This is a genomic window from Paradevosia shaoguanensis, from assembly GCF_016801025.1.
In the GTDB taxonomy this organism is placed as follows: Bacteria; Pseudomonadota; Alphaproteobacteria; order Rhizobiales; family Devosiaceae; genus Paradevosia; species Paradevosia shaoguanensis.
On sequence record NZ_CP068983.1, the window covers coordinates 373,002 to 386,713 of the forward strand.

Sequence of the window (13,712 nt, forward strand, 5' to 3'; positions counted from 1 at the left end):
ATCGTCAAGGTTAACAGTCCGCTAACGAATCTCTGGAAAGAGTGAGTAGAACGCGATTTGCGTTTCATTTTGCGACTTTTCCAGACTTCGGCGCAGGCTTCGATGCTCGGCTTTCAACCCTATGAGACCTTTCAGTTGCTGATCGAAACCGGGGGTGTTGACCGCACCAATACCCTGCTGGTCGCGGCCTGCGATGCCTTTGCGCGGCGTGAAAAGCCGACCGCCGCCGAACTCCAGCAGTTCGAGACCCTGGTGCAGCGCCTCTTCTCGACGGCCGCGCCCTCGGCCCGCACCAAGGCCGCCGCCACGCTCGGCCGCTCGGCGCACCTCTCCCCTCTTCTCGAGGATCTGGTCGTGGCCAATGCCGGCGACGACCTGCCCGATTATCTCCTTGGCGCTCCGGCCCTCTCGGAAGCCACCATGCTCAAGACCATCGAGGCCGGCGACGTTGCCGCCTGTTCCGCCATTGCCCGCCGCTCGGACCTTTCCAACGTGGTGCTGGCGCGGCTTTTCCAGATGAACAGCCGCCGCGTCTATCGCGCCCTCGCCACCAACACCGCCATTGCCCCGCGAGGCCCCTATCTCTCCGCCCTCGCCCGCTCCGCGCAGATGGATTACCAGGTGGCCTGGTCGCTGGCGGCCCGCGACGATTTCGATTGCGCGCTCCTCGCGCCGGCCTTCTTCGATCTCAACGAGAGCGACCGCATCAAGGTCATCAAGGCCTTCGGCGAGCGCCGTACGCCCGATGCGCCGATCAAGAAGACCATCGAGCAGATCAGCGTCGCCACCGACGAGTTGACCCGGGCGCTGATGAAGCTCTTTTCGGAGAACCGGCGCCCCGAAGTCACCCGCCTCCTCCACCAGATCACCGGGCTCGACGAGGTTCGCTGCGGCCAGATCGCGCATGACGTTTCGGGCGCCGCCCTCTTCGTCATCCTGCGCGCCTTCGGCGCCACGGCCTATGAGGGGCTGAAGGTCCTCATCCACGCCACGTCGCATGACGACGACAAGTCGCCAGTCCTCACCGAGTTCGCGCGCCTGTTCGACACCGTCACCCCGGATTCGATGGCCTTCCTGATGAGCGCCTGGCGTGGCGACGTGAACCTTCTCGAGCTCACCAAGCCCGAATATCGTCCCTTCGCCACCGAGCCCCGCACTGCCGCCGAGCGCGTGCAGCGCAATCCGGCGCTCAGCGAAGCGATCGAGGCGCTTTCGCGCATCGGCTCGCGCCGCGCCGGGTGACACCCGGCGCCGGTTCCTCTAGAAACCGGCGCGGAGGTGCGCCATGGCCAAGCAATATCCCGATATCGACGCGGTCCAGCACGAGTTCATCCTCAAGCAGAAAATCTTCTTCACCGCCACGGCCACCGCGGAATCGCGCGTCAACGTCTCGCCGCGCCCCACGGACCACTTCCGGATCCTCGGCCCCAACCGGGTGATCTATCTCGATCTCACCGGGAGCGGCAACGAAACCGCAGCCCACACGCGGATCGACGGGCGCATGACCATCATGTTCTGCTCGTTCGAGGGGCCGCCCAAGATTCTGCGCCTTTATGGCCGGGGCCGCATCATCCGCCGCGACAGCGCCGAATACGCCACGCTGCTCGCCGACCAGTTCGGCAATAGCGACCCCCTCGGCGCCCGCCAGATGGCTTCGCTCGATATCGACCTGGTGCAGACATCCTGCGGCTTCGGCGTTCCGCTCTTCGACTATGCCGGCGAACGCCCTACCCTCACCCGCTGGGCCGAGGCCAAGGAGAAGGATATCGGTCTCGACGCCTATCGCCGTCAGAAGAACCAGTTCAGCATCGATGGCCTGCCCACCGGCCTCTTCGAGGAACCGGCCGAATAGTCCTTATTCGACCCGTGCCCAGGCGCCGATGAAGCGTGGATAAAAGACGCAGGGGTCAGCCGCCTTGGCTTCGGCCAGAAGCCGCGTGAGCAAGGTATCCACCTCGATCTCCGCGGCGCTGGCAATGCCCAGCTTTTCGATCATCGGCAGCATCGAGCGCACTGATTCCGCCAGGAACACGAAGCCGGGAACGTCCCCGCCATCGCCGATCCGCGTCATGCCGTACATCTGCGGCTTGAGGCCCACCGCCCGGAAGGTGGCAAAGAGTCCGGTCCCCGGATTGGGGTCGAGCCCGGCGCGCCGATAGACCTCGGCGATCCATTGCACGCAGCGATTGAGCAGCGGGGTTTCGCCCGTGGCGCTTACCGTGCTCAGGTCCAGTTCCGCGAACGCCACGATCGTACCCGGCTTCGCACCCGCCACGACGCGCCCCAGCGTCTCGCGCGCCTTGGGCAGGTGCACCATGATGAAGCGCCCGACGACGGCGTCGAACCCGTCAAAGCCCTCGAAGTCATCGATACTGCTGAGCCGGAACCCCGCCGCCCGGCCCGAGGCCTTCGCGCGGCGTTCGGCAATGGCCAGCGCATCGGGCGAGATATCGATGCCCGTTACCGCCCCGTCCGCGCCCACGAGGTCCGCGGCAATCATCGAGACGTCGCCCACCCCGCATCCGAGGTCGAGCACCTGCATTCCGGGTGCGAGGCCGGCGCGCACCAGCACGTCGCGGGTCATGTCGCCGAAAAAGGTGGCCTGCTGTTCCAGTCGCTCGAGTTCGCGGTCGGAATGTCCGAGCACATAGCCCTGGTCCCGCGCATTCTCACCGACAGTCATTCGCACCAGCCCCCCGGATCAGCGAAATACTTCAGTGCCAGCTATGCATTTGTTCACCACAAGTCTCAACGCCAAATACACAACCGCCGATGAGAATGGCGTGATACTTCTGGAGACGGGATCGTCATGCCCGCGATCGACAAGACCATTGCCACGCCTTACGCCACTATTCGCATCCGCGAGACATCGGGGCGCGGCCTGCCGCTATTGATGATCCATGGCGCCGGCACGTCCAAGGATGTGTTCGCCAAGCAGATCAACACGGCGCTGGGTGAAATGTACCGCATCATAGCCGTCGACCTTCCCGGCCACGGCGAATCCAGCAACGCGGTAGACCCTGCCACCTATTCCTTCGGCGGCTTCGCCAAGGTGCTGAGCGTCGTGCTCGACGAATTGTCGGTCAACAAGGCCGCCGTCTACGGCTGGTCGCTGGGCGGCCATGTCGGCATCGAGCTTCTCGCTACCGATCCGCGCGTGGCTGGCCTCATGATCACCGGCGCACCGCCGGTCAATCGCGGGCCTATCGGCCTGCTGCGCGGTTTCCAGATGCACCGCGACATGCTGCTGGCCTCCAAGGACCATTTCACCGACGAGGATATCGCCCGCTTCCTGCGCCTCTGCTTCCGCGAGAGCCAAATCCCCGCTTCCTTCGCGCAAACCGCGCGCCGCACCGATGGCCACGCGCGCACCGGTGTCTTCAAGGCCAGCATGATGGGCCTCGATTCCGACCAGAAGCGCGTCGTCGAGCGCTCGCCGGTCCCGGTCGCGGTGATCGACGGCCAATACGAGCCCGTCGCCCGCCTCTCCTATGTCGGCAATCTTGCCTATCGCAATCTCTGGAGCGGCAAGGTCCACATCATCCCCGACGCCGGCCACGCCCCCTTCTGGGAAAAGCCCGACCACTTCAACGTCATGCTCCACCGCTTCATGGGCGACATGGCCGCCCGCAACCGCCAGCGTCCGCACAGCCCCTCGAACGGCGCGTCGGGCTGACGTCGCGAGGGCAGACGAGCTAAATCGGGGTGTACTAAGCCACCCGCAGCCCCAACTCGCTCCCGCGCGTCTCTACGTTCAGCACCCAGAAATCCGGATCGAACTTCTCTTCCCGCGCCAGCCGATCCCGCACCTGCCCCGGCTCCACGTGGTCGAACCGCAGCTCGAACAGCCGGTCGGCCGCGTCGTCCTCCGAGCGCGCCACAGCCGAGGCCGGCGCATAGAGCGACACGGTTCCGTTCAGATGATCGACTTCGATGAAAACCTGGCCGGCCACCGGGTCGCCACGGCGCGAAACCACGCAGAACTGGCCAAGATCGTTGTGGCGCCGCACGAAGGCGGCGCACCACAGGTCGGTGCGGAGCTGGCTCATTGGAGCCCTATATCACAGCTCCGGCGGCCGTCAGCATGTCCACCAGCTGCGGCGTCACTTTTCCGGTGACGTCGTAATTGTAGTAGACCTCGAAATTGCGGATCGCCTTGGCCGTGGCCTCGCCCGGCACGCCGTCGACCGAGCCGGCGAGGAAGCCGAGGCTCGCGAGCCCACGCTGCACCTTGGCGACTAGCTGCGGATCGGTGGAGGAGACGGCATTGGCCGGCGCCTGCAGCGAAGCCACCTGCTGCGGGGCCGGTTCGGCTGCCCGCTGCTGCACCGGTGCCTGCTGGCGGGCATTGACGAGCTGCGCCGGCGGTTGCGGCGCCTGGTTGCGTGCCGCCTGGATCTGGCGACCGCCGCCCGGCTCGCTCACCCAACCCTGCACGGTATTGGCCAGTGAGTCGAACGCGTTCGCCGCGCCGTCGGCCACTTCGTTGAACACGTCGTCCGCGGTCGGCTTGACCTGCTGGGCGATCAACACGCGCTCGTTCTGCTGGGCCGGCTGGCTGAAGACCAGCGGCGGCACGCCCTGCCCCTGCTGGGGCTGCGCCTGGGCCTGCATCGCGGGCTGCTGCGGGGCGACATAGACATTGTTGCTCGCCGCCACCTGCATCTGCGGCTGGACGGCCGGCATCTGCTGGATCGGGGCCGGCTGCTGCTGCGCCTGGCCCTGCATGAGCATGGTCATCTGGTCGTTGACCGGCGCGCGCAGGATCATCTCGACGACGTCCGGCGTCAGCGCGCCCTGCGGCTTGAGGCCGGCGGCCAGTTCGAACTTGCGGATCGCCGAGGCGGTCATCGGGCCGTAATAACCGTCGACCTTGCCCTCGAAGAGTTTTAGCTGCGCCAGCTTCTTCTGGACCTCGAAGACCTTGGAATTGCCGATCGCCCCGCCATCGGGAATCTCGGCCACCGCCTGGCGCGACACGCTGCCGGTCGTCTGCGGGCTGACCGGATCGCTGATATAGTCCGGCTGCACGTTGCGCGCGGCGGCCTGGCGCACGGCCGGCTGCACTTCGGCGACGTCCTCCATCACCGGCGCCATGGCCTGTGCCGTGGCGCCGCCCGAGAACAGGGGCGCCGGGTGCCGGTGCTGCTGGTTGAAGAGAGCGTTATTGGCCGCCATCAGCGAGAACGTGGTGAGCACGAACACGCTGCTATAGGCCAGGGGCGCTCGTGCGAAGTGCGAGATGGCCCACAGGCCAACCCGACCAGCCGAGGATGCGACGACGCCACCCGCCATCATGGGGAGGCGGGTGAAGGTCGAAGCCGTCATTAAGCTCTTCTTTTTCTTTCGTCTTGCCATACGGAAGTTTGCTGCGCGCTCGTATCGCGGCGAATGGGGGTGACCGATGCCGTTTCGGGCAGCTTAATCGCCGGACCGTTTACCGGGAGTAAAACCGTCATGGTTGTTCCCACGCCAAGCTCGGAAACCGCGTGCATCCGGCCTTCGTGGAGGTCTACCAGGCCTTTTACGATCGAAAGACCAAGCCCCGTGCCCTCATATTGGCGCGCCAGACCGTCCTGAACCTGGAAAAACGGCTCACCGAGTCGGCGGATCGATTCGGGCGCCATGCCGATGCCGTTGTCGCGCACCGAGATATTGATGTTCTCGCCCTGCCGCTTCATCGAGAGCGTCACCACGCCATAGTCGTGGCTAAACTTGATGGCGTTCGAGAGCAGGTTGATCACGATCTGCCGGCAGGCGCGCTCGTCGGCCGTCAGCAGCGGCATCTTGGGCGCGATCTCGGTACGGACCGTGATGTTGCGGGCCTTGGTCAGCGAGCCGACCATCTGCAGGCTCGGCGCCACCAGGTCGTCCGGCGCGAAGGCATCGGTCTGGAGCTCGAACTTGCCCGCCTCGATCTTGGACATGTCGAGCAGCATCTTGACCACGTCGAGCAGGTGATGGCCGCTCTGATGGATGAGTTCGGCATATTCCTTGTGCGTCGGGGACAGCTCGCCGCCGATGCCCGTCGACATCATTTCCGAGAAGCCGACAATGGCGTTGAGCGGCGTGCGCAGCTCGTGCCCGATCGTCGCCAGAAAGCGCGATTTGGCGTTCGAGGCGTCCTCGGCAGCCTGGCGGGCGGCCTTCATCACGTCCTCGTCGTCCTTGCGGCCGGTGATGTCGCGGTAGAGCGCCACCACTTCGTGGCGCAGCCCTTCCGAATTCTCGATCACGGGCGAGAAGGCGACTTCCACCCAGATGAATTGCGGGGCGCGGGTCGAACCCTCGAGGTCGTCCTTGCGCATGCGCACTTCGATCGTGCGCGTCTTGCCGTCCCGGTTCGCGTCGGCGAAGGCCGTGAGGTAGACGGGCCGGTCGAGCACATGGATGCGCTCACCCAGGCCGCCGCGCGACAGCTCGTAGCGGCGGCAACCGAAAAGGCGCTCGGCCGACTGCGAGGTGAAGAGCACTTCGCCATCCTCGCCGAATCGCATCACGGCGTCCTGCACGTGCTCGACGAGGTGGCGGTAGGTATTGAGCTTGCTCGTATCCTGCACTTCGAACGCGGCGCCCAGGCGCGTGGCGGCATAACCCACCAGCACGCCCGAAACGATGAAGGCGCCGATGCCGGCATAACCGGAATCCATGAAAGTCGGCAGCGTCACGAACTGCATGGCCACGATGGCCGAGGCCGCCGCGGTGACCGCTACGAACGCCCAGCTCCATTTGCGCAGCCCGCCATGGGCCAGCATCGCCGCATAGATAGGCGCCATCAGCGCCGTCGCGATGCCGAAATCGAGGAATGGAGCACGCGTGATGGCCGCCAGAAGCCCGATCGCGGCCATGCCGTAGATCTGGGTGGCGACGGCGCGGTCGTACTGCTCGCGCTGGTGCAGCGCCAGGCTCATGATGCCGGTCAGCAGGCCCGCCATCGCCACGATGAACGGCACCAGCACGCCGCGGCCGACGAGCATGTAGAGCGAGAACGGCAGCGCCAGGGCGCCAGCGGCGGTGATGACGCGGGCAGCCGTGCCCGCAATGCGGCGACGCAGAATCTCGGGGCGCCCGCCGCTCAGGGCAACGGGTCTGGCGATCTCCTTGCCAATGCCCAAAGAGAGAAGGCTACGCATCACAAAACTCACCGGGGTGTGCCCCTTTTATTCGTGGAATCACACTTTCATCGAAGACCTAAGACACAATTAAGTGCACCCCGACGCGCCCCTGTTTCCCGGGACGAAGTGTTTGTTCTGCGGTTGGTTTTCCCGGTTAGCGTAAACAAGTTCTTGCACATGGCTTCGGGCAATTGATTCAAATTTTATCGATTGCCCGCATCCGCCATTAAAGCGCCGGCAATAGTGTTGGACATGCAAAAGGCGGCACTCGTCCCCTTTCGGTGGAGCAACGGACTTGCGGTTCATTCTCAAATCGGCGTTCTGGCTCGTAGCGGCGTTTCTCGTGATCCGGCCCGGGGTTGACCTCCCCGCCGCGGCCGGCTCGGTGACTGCCCAGGCCGTGGCCGCCGGTCAGTCCGCAATCGTTGCGCAGATCGAAAAGGCCGAGTGCACCACTCTCGAATGCGTCGGCGGCAAGGCCCTCCTCTCTGCCGCCGTCAAGAGCACTGCCCAGCCCCAGGCGGTCGCGCCCATGCAGATTTCATCGACCGTCGAAACGGCCCCGGTCCCCCGACCGCGGCCGGCATGGCTGGGCTAGCGCCGGACCATTGGCCCCATCCCCCGAAGGTGGCCCGGTGTCCGGCTGAGCTGCAGACACGCTGCCCCGCGTCTGCAGCTCTTTTCTTTTGCCCCGTTGGATCGCCCTGCGCTTTGCACTAAGTAAAAGCCATGACGCACCCGCAAGCCTTCCTCGATATCGCTGAAAACCTCTCCTTCCTCGACGATTGGGAGGACCGGTACCGCTACATCATCGAACTCGGCCAGGCCCTGCCCGCGCTCGAACCCGAGGAGCGCAACGCCGAAAACCGCGTCCATGGCTGCGTCTCCCAGGTCTGGCTCGTCTCCTCCGAGGACGACCAGCACCGCCTCCACTATCGCGGCGAATCCGACGCCATGATCGTCCGCGGCCTCGTCGCCATCCTCATCGCCATCTATTCGGACCGCCCCGCCACCGAAATCGCCCAAACCGACGCGATCGCCCTCTTCGACGAACTTGGGCTGCGCGAACACCTGACCACCCAACGCTCGAACGGCCTGGTAGCAATGGTGAACCGGATACGGTCCGAGGCTACGGCACGGGTGTAGGGCGCGGTTCGCACTTCGGTCGCCCAGGCCCGGATGTCGAGCTAGCGCAAGCTCCACGAGCGCGACATCGAAACGGCGATCCGCGATAGGCTAACCCCGGCTATCGGCCAAAGCTCCGCTCGTGTCCTCACAGCGCCGGCGGTCAAACCTGCCTCCAGCTCTCGGCAGCACCAGCGGCCACCTGCGATCGCATTTCCGCGCCCCACCACTGCACCACTGCACCACTGCGCCCACCCACCGCGGTGCCACCCCACTTTCCAACACCGCCCCACCCCACCACCATACTTCCCCGGCCGAAGAGCCGGGGCCCACGGATACCTCCACTCGAGTGGCGTCGTGCAATAGGCCCGGGTCTCCGCCCGGAGAAGTACGAGTTTGTGGCGCCGCCAGATGCCATCAACGGCGTTGGCTGCCCCGAACCACCCCTATCCTCCTCCACGCACCGTACCCGCCCCACCACCGCACTTCCCCGGCCGAAGAGCCGGGGCCCACGGATACCTCCACGCGAGTGGCGCAGTGCAATAGGCCCCGGGTCTCCGCCCGGGGCAGTACGAGTTTGTAGCGCCGCTCGATACGACCACCGGCCCGAGAGCCCAAAGCACCACGTCCCCGAGCTCACGCTCGCTCCACGCACTGCGCAGGCTTGCCACCCCATCCCGCGCCCCATCGCCTCCCTCCCCCTTGCGGGGAGGGAACGAAGGTGGGGGTAGCCCCAGCCACTGCCCCCTTACCCAAACACCCCCGGCCGAGCCCCATCCCCCAGCCACCCGCGCACCTTCCCCGTCTCCTTCCCCCGCGCCTGCGCACTCAGCCCGAAATGCCGCGCCAGCTGATCCAGCCCGATCCGCAGCACCAGTTTCGCGCTTCGCCGCGGCCAACCCCGTTCCGCCTCCACCGCCTGCAAGCCCTTTTCGAGCCCGCACACATCCATCACCACCCCGGCGCAGTCCCGCGGTAGCATGGCTACCAGTTCCCCCAACTGCCGCCGCGCATCCGCCGCCATATCCCCGATTTCTCCCGCCCCGCCACCGGCCTTGCCGCTCACCGTATGCGTCGCCGAATAGCTCATCGTCAGCCGCGGCTGGAGACGCGCACGTTCCGCCAGCCGCCGGACCCGCTCCCCAGCCTCCACCTGCGCAGCGTCGAGAAACGCCTCCTCCCCGCGCCCAGGTCGCGCCAGCCGTGCCAGCACATTGTCGGCGAGATTGACTATTGTCCCGTCCGCACCCCGCACCGCCACCTGATGCTGTGCCGCGAACTGATCCCCCTCGATCATCCCCCGCCGCAGCCACGTGCGCGCATCCGGCCCGGCCGTGCATTCGTCCCCCACCAATGCCAGCACCCCGGCCGCCACCAGGTCCCGCACCTGTCTCACGCTGAGCCGCGCGCTCGCCGCCACGAATTCCTGTTCCCGCCGCTTCGCCGATCCGCCCCTGGCGAGAACCCGCACGAAGCGCAGGGCATCCCGATCAGGCCGCATGCTGGCCACCCGTGCCGCGCAGCCAGGTCGGCAGGCATCCCACGATCTCCCCGATCGCCGCTTCGAGCCGCGCCACCTCCGCCTCGAATACCGGGTCCTCGCGCCGGTCCTCGATCACGCGGCAGGCGTGGGACACCGTGGTGCGGTCGCGCCCGAAAAAGGCGCCGACCTCCGCCATGCGCCGCTGCAGCACCACGTGCATGAGATACATTGCCAGTTGCCGCGCCTCGGCGACGCCCGCCGTGCTGCGCGTGCGGTGCATGAGCATGCCGACCGGAACGCCGCGTTCGCGGGCAACCAAGGAAAGTATTCCTGTTTCCGCGAAGTCACCCAGGAATTGCGCCTGCATGGCCTCCCCCAGCCCTTGCGGCGTATTCCCGGCATTCTGGCCCCAATTTGCCACCTGGATCTGCATCGATGTCCTCCCAATCAACATAGGATATTATTCCTATGATAATGCAGCAAGTGGAGAGGACGGGGATAACTTCCTGCACAAGGTTCGGTGGTTCAGGTCTGCCGTTGGGGAAATCCCCGCCGCGACCTCATGTGTCTACAGCGCTCGGCCAAGGGCTCGGCGGCCCGCTCCGCCGCTTATGCCCGCATCGCGAACATCGTGCGCCACATCGTGGGACATCGCGCGCGACAAACGAAAACGGCCGCCCCGAAGGACGGCCGTTTCAAATTCGATCTTGCCGAGGCGCTTACTTGCCGTCGGCCTTGCGGCCCAGGCCGTTGTCCTTGGCCAGGCGCGAGCGGGTGGCGGAGTAGTTCGGCGCCACCATCGGGTAGTCGGCCGGCAGGCCCCACTTCTCGCGGTATTCTTCGGGCGAGAGGTTGTAGTGCGTGCGCAGGTGGCGCTTGAGCGATTTGAACTTCTTACCGTCTTCCAGGCAGATGATGTAGTCGGGAGCGACCGACTTGCGCACCGGCACGGCCGGCTTGAGCTCTTCGACCGGCTCGGGCGCCTCGGTCGACTGCAGGCCCTTGAGGGTCCCATGCACTTCGACAATCAACTTGGCCAGGTCGGTGGGGCTTAGTGCATTGTGACTAACATAGGCCGAGACGATCCCGGCACTCAGTTCGATGAGATCGTTGTCAGCCAAAGACGCAGCACCGTCAATTTCGCTCATATCTGAACCTTCTGTGTATTCCTTAGAGCGCGATCTGGGAGAATTCGACGCTCCGTTAAAATCCGAGACACGTTTCTGCATGATTCAGTACGCGTTGCAAGTTAAATTATGAAAAGAATCCGTGCCGGGTCATTTGGGCTCTGTACCGGTATTGTCTTCCATCTCATTGATGACAGTCAGATCACTCGGTCGATAGCCTACAAAATAGGCAGCACGCGCTAGAAGGTGTGCCGAAACGGGTGTGGTCAAGACCAGGAACAATATCCCGATCACGCATCTTAGAATGACCGCACCATCTAATGAGACTACTGCAATACCGACGAAAATAAGGCCGGTCCCCACAATCCCCGCTTTTGAGGCGGCGTGCATTCGAGTGTAAAGATCAGGTAAACGCAGGATGCCCAATGTAGCGAGCAGACCAAAAATGGCGCCTGCAACTAGAAACACACCGGATACGTATTGGGTGAGCTCGACTATCATTGCCGCGTCTCCCCGGCATTCTCGGAGCCCTCGCGCGCCTTTGCACCGCGCATGAGGATATACCGGGCGAATGCGACAGTTGCCAGAAACGCCACGAGGCTGAGTGCAATGGCGATGTCGACATAGAGCATAAAGCCCGTCCGCACCGCGATGACGCCAATATATCCGGTGGCCACGGTCGTCAGGACATCTAGTCCGAGCACCCTGTCGGGCAGTGTCGGGCCGCGCGCGATGCGGATCGTGGCCGCGAAGAGCGCCAGCGTCAGCAGGGCCAGCGCCACGAGCGTGGCGAGGTTGAGGAATTCGGCGCCGCTCATTTGAACACCTCCATCACCTGCCGCTCGAAGCCGGTGGCGATCGAGCGCACCAGCGCGTCGCGGTCCTCGACCTCGAGCGCGTGGATATAGAGCGTCTTGCGGTCCTCCGAGACATCGACGCTGAGCGTACCCGGCGTCAGCGTGATGAGGTTCGCGAGGAGCGTTATCTCGCGGTCCGATTTGGCCGTGAGCGGATAGGCGATGAAGCCGGGCTTGAGGTGCGCGCGGATATTGGGTGTCAGCACCAGCACGGCCACCTTGTAGGCGCTCACGAAAAGCTCGCAGATGAAGAGCAGCGCCAGCGCCAGGATGCGCATGAGGCGGCGCGAGAGCCTTTGGCCGCCGATGCGGTCGCGCAGCAGCAGCATGGCGATGAAGCCTACCGCCATGCCCATCACCAGGTTCGGCAGCGTGAAGGAGCCCGAAATCGCCATCCAGATGATGGCGAGGAGGAGCCCGATGAAGATTTCGGTCATGGCGCCTGCTCCAGTCCGACGGCCGCGATATAGCGCTGGGGATCGAGCAGGCCCTGCGCCGCCTCGGTGCCCGAGCGCAGCAGCAGGTCGGGCCAGAGGCCCGCCGCCACGATCAGCGCCACCAGCGCGGCGGCCGGCACCAGACCCAGCCAGGTCTCGGCCCTGCCAAGCGGGCGCAGCGAGGCGTTTGGCTCTTCCGAGCGCTCGCCTTCATGCCCCTGCCGCCAGAATATGTGCGCCCAGAGGCGCGTGCCGGCGATGAGGGTGAGGAAGGCATTGAGCAGCAGGGCCACGATCACCGCGATCGCCCACCAGTCGAGCGTGCCGTCGGCAAGCCCGGAAAGCTCCGTCCCTGCCCCGAGCAGCAGCAGCTTCGGCCAGAAGCCGAGGAAGGGCGGCGTACCTGCGGCCGCGAAGACCAGCACGAGGAAGAGGATCGAGACCGGCGCGCTGGCGGCGTAGAGCCCGCCCATGCGCCGCGTATCGGTCTCCCCCGTCATGCGCTCGATGAGCCCGGCAACGAGGTAGAGCGCGCTCATGGTGAGGATGGCGTGGAAGATGTAGACGGCCGAGCCCGCAATTCCCTGGAGCAAGGGCACCGCCATGCCCGAGATCACCACCCCGATGCCGCCGATGACGATAAAGCCCAGCGCGCGGCGCAGGTTCGTCTCGGCGATGGCACCCAGCGGCGCGATGACGAGCGTGAGGATGGCGATCACCGCCACGGCAGGCTCGAGGATTTCCCGGCTCCCCGGCAGCAGGGCCACCAGCGTGCGCAGCAGCGCATAGGTGCCGACCTTGGTCAGCAACCCGGCGAACAGCGCCGAAATTGCCGGCGGCGGCGCGTGGTAGGACGCGGGCAGCCAGGCATTGACCGGGAAGGCCGCCGCCTTGGTGCCGAAGGCCAGCAGGAACAGCGCCGCCACCGAGGCCATCGCCGCCGGATTGGCCTTGGGCGCCGAGATGATGATGTCGGCCATGTTGAGCGTGCCGACCAGCCCATAGAGCAGGCCGAGCGCGGCGAGGAAGAAGCTCGTGGCGAGGAAGTTGAGGAAGCCGTACTTGATCGTCGCGTCGAGCTCGATATCGCGCCCCGCGATCACCATCAGCCCGAAGGACGCGATCAGCATCACCTCGAACCACACATAGAGGTTGAAGAGGTCGCCGGTGAGGAACGCGCCGCTGACGCCTGCGAGCAGCAGCAGGATCAGCGCATAGAGCCCGCTCGTGCCGTCGCGCCCTTCCGGGTCCATCTGCACGTAGAGTAGCACGATGAGCGTCACCACGGCCGCCGCCAGCGCGAAGCCGGCGCTCATGATGTCGGCGGTGAAGCTGATGCCGAAGGGCGGCAGCCAGCGGCCCATGGTCATGCTCAGCGGGCCCTCCGCCAGGACTCGGGCGAAAAGCTGCAGGTCGCAAACGATCACCGCCAGCACCACCAGCATGGCGAAGCCCGCGAGATACCCCCCGGCATGGCGCGCCATCAGCAGCAACGCCGCTCCGGCAAGGCAGAGCACCACGGGCAGGATGACGACCCAGTCGGCCGCAGAGGTGAGTGTGTCGATCAT

At 65.4% G+C, this 13,712-nt stretch carries 16 protein-coding genes; 5 read left to right on the top strand and 11 right to left on the bottom strand.

The genetic code is table 11. The features are described from left to right. The first annotated feature begins 102 nt into the window (after positions 1-102). Together JNE37_RS01745 and JNE37_RS01750 are read left to right on the top strand one after the other, a co-directional pair. Entirely contained in the window at positions 103-1,242 is a 1,140-nt protein-coding gene (locus tag JNE37_RS01745) for a DUF2336 domain-containing protein (RefSeq protein WP_152572046.1), read from the top strand. A 43-nt stretch (positions 1,243-1,285) separates the two neighbouring features. Next, positions 1,286-1,852: a pyridoxamine 5'-phosphate oxidase family protein gene (locus JNE37_RS01750; protein ID WP_203065121.1), complete on the top strand. Its 567-nt coding sequence runs from the start codon at positions 1,286-1,288 to the stop codon at positions 1,850-1,852. 3 nt (positions 1,853-1,855) lie between these two features. Here the strand turns inward: JNE37_RS01750 and JNE37_RS01755 are convergent, their stop codons facing one another. Next, a complete protein-coding gene (locus JNE37_RS01755; RefSeq protein WP_203065122.1) occupies positions 1,856-2,683 on the bottom strand; it encodes a class I SAM-dependent methyltransferase in 828 nt (275 codons plus the stop codon). Between the two features lie 126 nt (positions 2,684-2,809). Between JNE37_RS01755 and JNE37_RS01760 the strand changes: the two genes are divergently transcribed. Beyond that, entirely contained in the window at positions 2,810-3,676 is an 867-nt protein-coding gene (locus tag JNE37_RS01760; protein ID WP_203065123.1) for an alpha/beta fold hydrolase, read from the top strand. Positions 3,677-3,710: 34 nt separating this feature from the next. Here the strand turns inward: JNE37_RS01760 and JNE37_RS01765 are convergent, their stop codons facing one another. From JNE37_RS01765 to JNE37_RS01775, 3 genes are read right to left on the bottom strand one after another with little or no spacing between them, the layout of a single operon-like run. After that, positions 3,711-4,049: a DUF1491 family protein gene (locus JNE37_RS01765; RefSeq protein WP_035032555.1), complete on the bottom strand. Its 339-nt coding sequence runs from the start codon at positions 4,047-4,049 to the stop codon at positions 3,711-3,713. A 7-nt stretch (positions 4,050-4,056) separates the two neighbouring features. After that, positions 4,057-5,328 (bottom strand): peptidoglycan-binding domain-containing protein, encoded by a 1,272-nt coding sequence (locus tag JNE37_RS01770; protein ID WP_203065124.1) that lies wholly within the window; start codon positions 5,326-5,328, stop codon positions 4,057-4,059. Further along, positions 5,328-7,133 carry a PAS domain-containing sensor histidine kinase gene (locus JNE37_RS01775; protein ID WP_203065125.1) on the bottom strand — a complete coding sequence of 602 codons (1,806 nt, stop codon included), beginning with the start codon at positions 7,131-7,133 and terminating at the stop codon, positions 5,328-5,330. Before JNE37_RS01775 ends, JNE37_RS01770 begins: the two co-directional genes overlap by 1 nt. Positions 7,134-7,410: 277 nt before the next feature. Between JNE37_RS01775 and JNE37_RS01780 the strand changes: the two genes are divergently transcribed. Together JNE37_RS01780 and JNE37_RS01785 are read left to right on the top strand one after the other, a co-directional pair. Further along, positions 7,411-7,713 carry a hypothetical protein gene (locus tag JNE37_RS01780; RefSeq protein ID WP_203065126.1) on the top strand — a complete coding sequence of 101 codons (303 nt, stop codon included), beginning with the start codon at positions 7,411-7,413 and terminating at the stop codon, positions 7,711-7,713. Positions 7,714-7,844: 131 nt separating this feature from the next. Then, positions 7,845-8,261 carry a SufE family protein gene (locus JNE37_RS01785; RefSeq protein ID WP_035032565.1) on the top strand — a complete coding sequence of 139 codons (417 nt, stop codon included), beginning with the start codon at positions 7,845-7,847 and terminating at the stop codon, positions 8,259-8,261. A 727-nt stretch (positions 8,262-8,988) separates the two neighbouring features. Here JNE37_RS01785 and JNE37_RS01790 read toward each other — a convergent pair. From JNE37_RS01790 to JNE37_RS01820, 7 genes are all read right to left on the bottom strand, one after another. Continuing rightward, positions 8,989-9,741 carry a DUF6456 domain-containing protein gene (locus JNE37_RS01790; protein WP_203065127.1) on the bottom strand — a complete coding sequence of 251 codons (753 nt, stop codon included), beginning with the start codon at positions 9,739-9,741 and terminating at the stop codon, positions 8,989-8,991. Continuing rightward, on the bottom strand, positions 9,731-10,156 hold the full coding sequence (locus tag JNE37_RS01795; protein ID WP_246513468.1) for a helix-turn-helix domain-containing protein: 426 nt from the start codon (positions 10,154-10,156) through the stop codon (positions 9,731-9,733). The genes JNE37_RS01790 and JNE37_RS01795 overlap by 11 nt, the downstream gene beginning before the upstream one ends. 286 nt (positions 10,157-10,442) lie before the next feature. Beyond that, positions 10,443-10,871, bottom strand: coding sequence for a Ros/MucR family transcriptional regulator (locus JNE37_RS01800; protein ID WP_035032854.1), 429 nt, complete (start codon positions 10,869-10,871; stop codon positions 10,443-10,445). Positions 10,872-11,000: 129 nt separating this feature from the next. Further along, positions 11,001-11,351 (bottom strand): monovalent cation/H(+) antiporter subunit G, encoded by a 351-nt coding sequence (gene mnhG / locus JNE37_RS01805; protein ID WP_035032851.1) that lies wholly within the window; start codon positions 11,349-11,351, stop codon positions 11,001-11,003. After that, positions 11,348-11,668 (bottom strand): cation:proton antiporter, encoded by a 321-nt coding sequence (locus JNE37_RS01810; protein WP_035032849.1) that lies wholly within the window; start codon positions 11,666-11,668, stop codon positions 11,348-11,350. The genes mnhG and JNE37_RS01810 overlap by 4 nt, the downstream gene beginning before the upstream one ends. Beyond that, positions 11,665-12,144, bottom strand: a complete 480-nt coding sequence (locus JNE37_RS01815) for a Na+/H+ antiporter subunit E (RefSeq protein ID WP_035032848.1) — start codon at positions 12,142-12,144, stop codon at positions 11,665-11,667. Before JNE37_RS01815 ends, JNE37_RS01810 begins: the two co-directional genes overlap by 4 nt. Next, the gene (locus JNE37_RS01820; protein ID WP_203065128.1) at positions 12,141-13,712 is read right to left on the bottom strand and encodes a proton-conducting transporter transmembrane domain-containing protein; all 1,572 of its coding nucleotides are present in this window, start codon (positions 13,710-13,712) and stop codon (positions 12,141-12,143) included. The genes JNE37_RS01815 and JNE37_RS01820 overlap by 4 nt, the downstream gene beginning before the upstream one ends.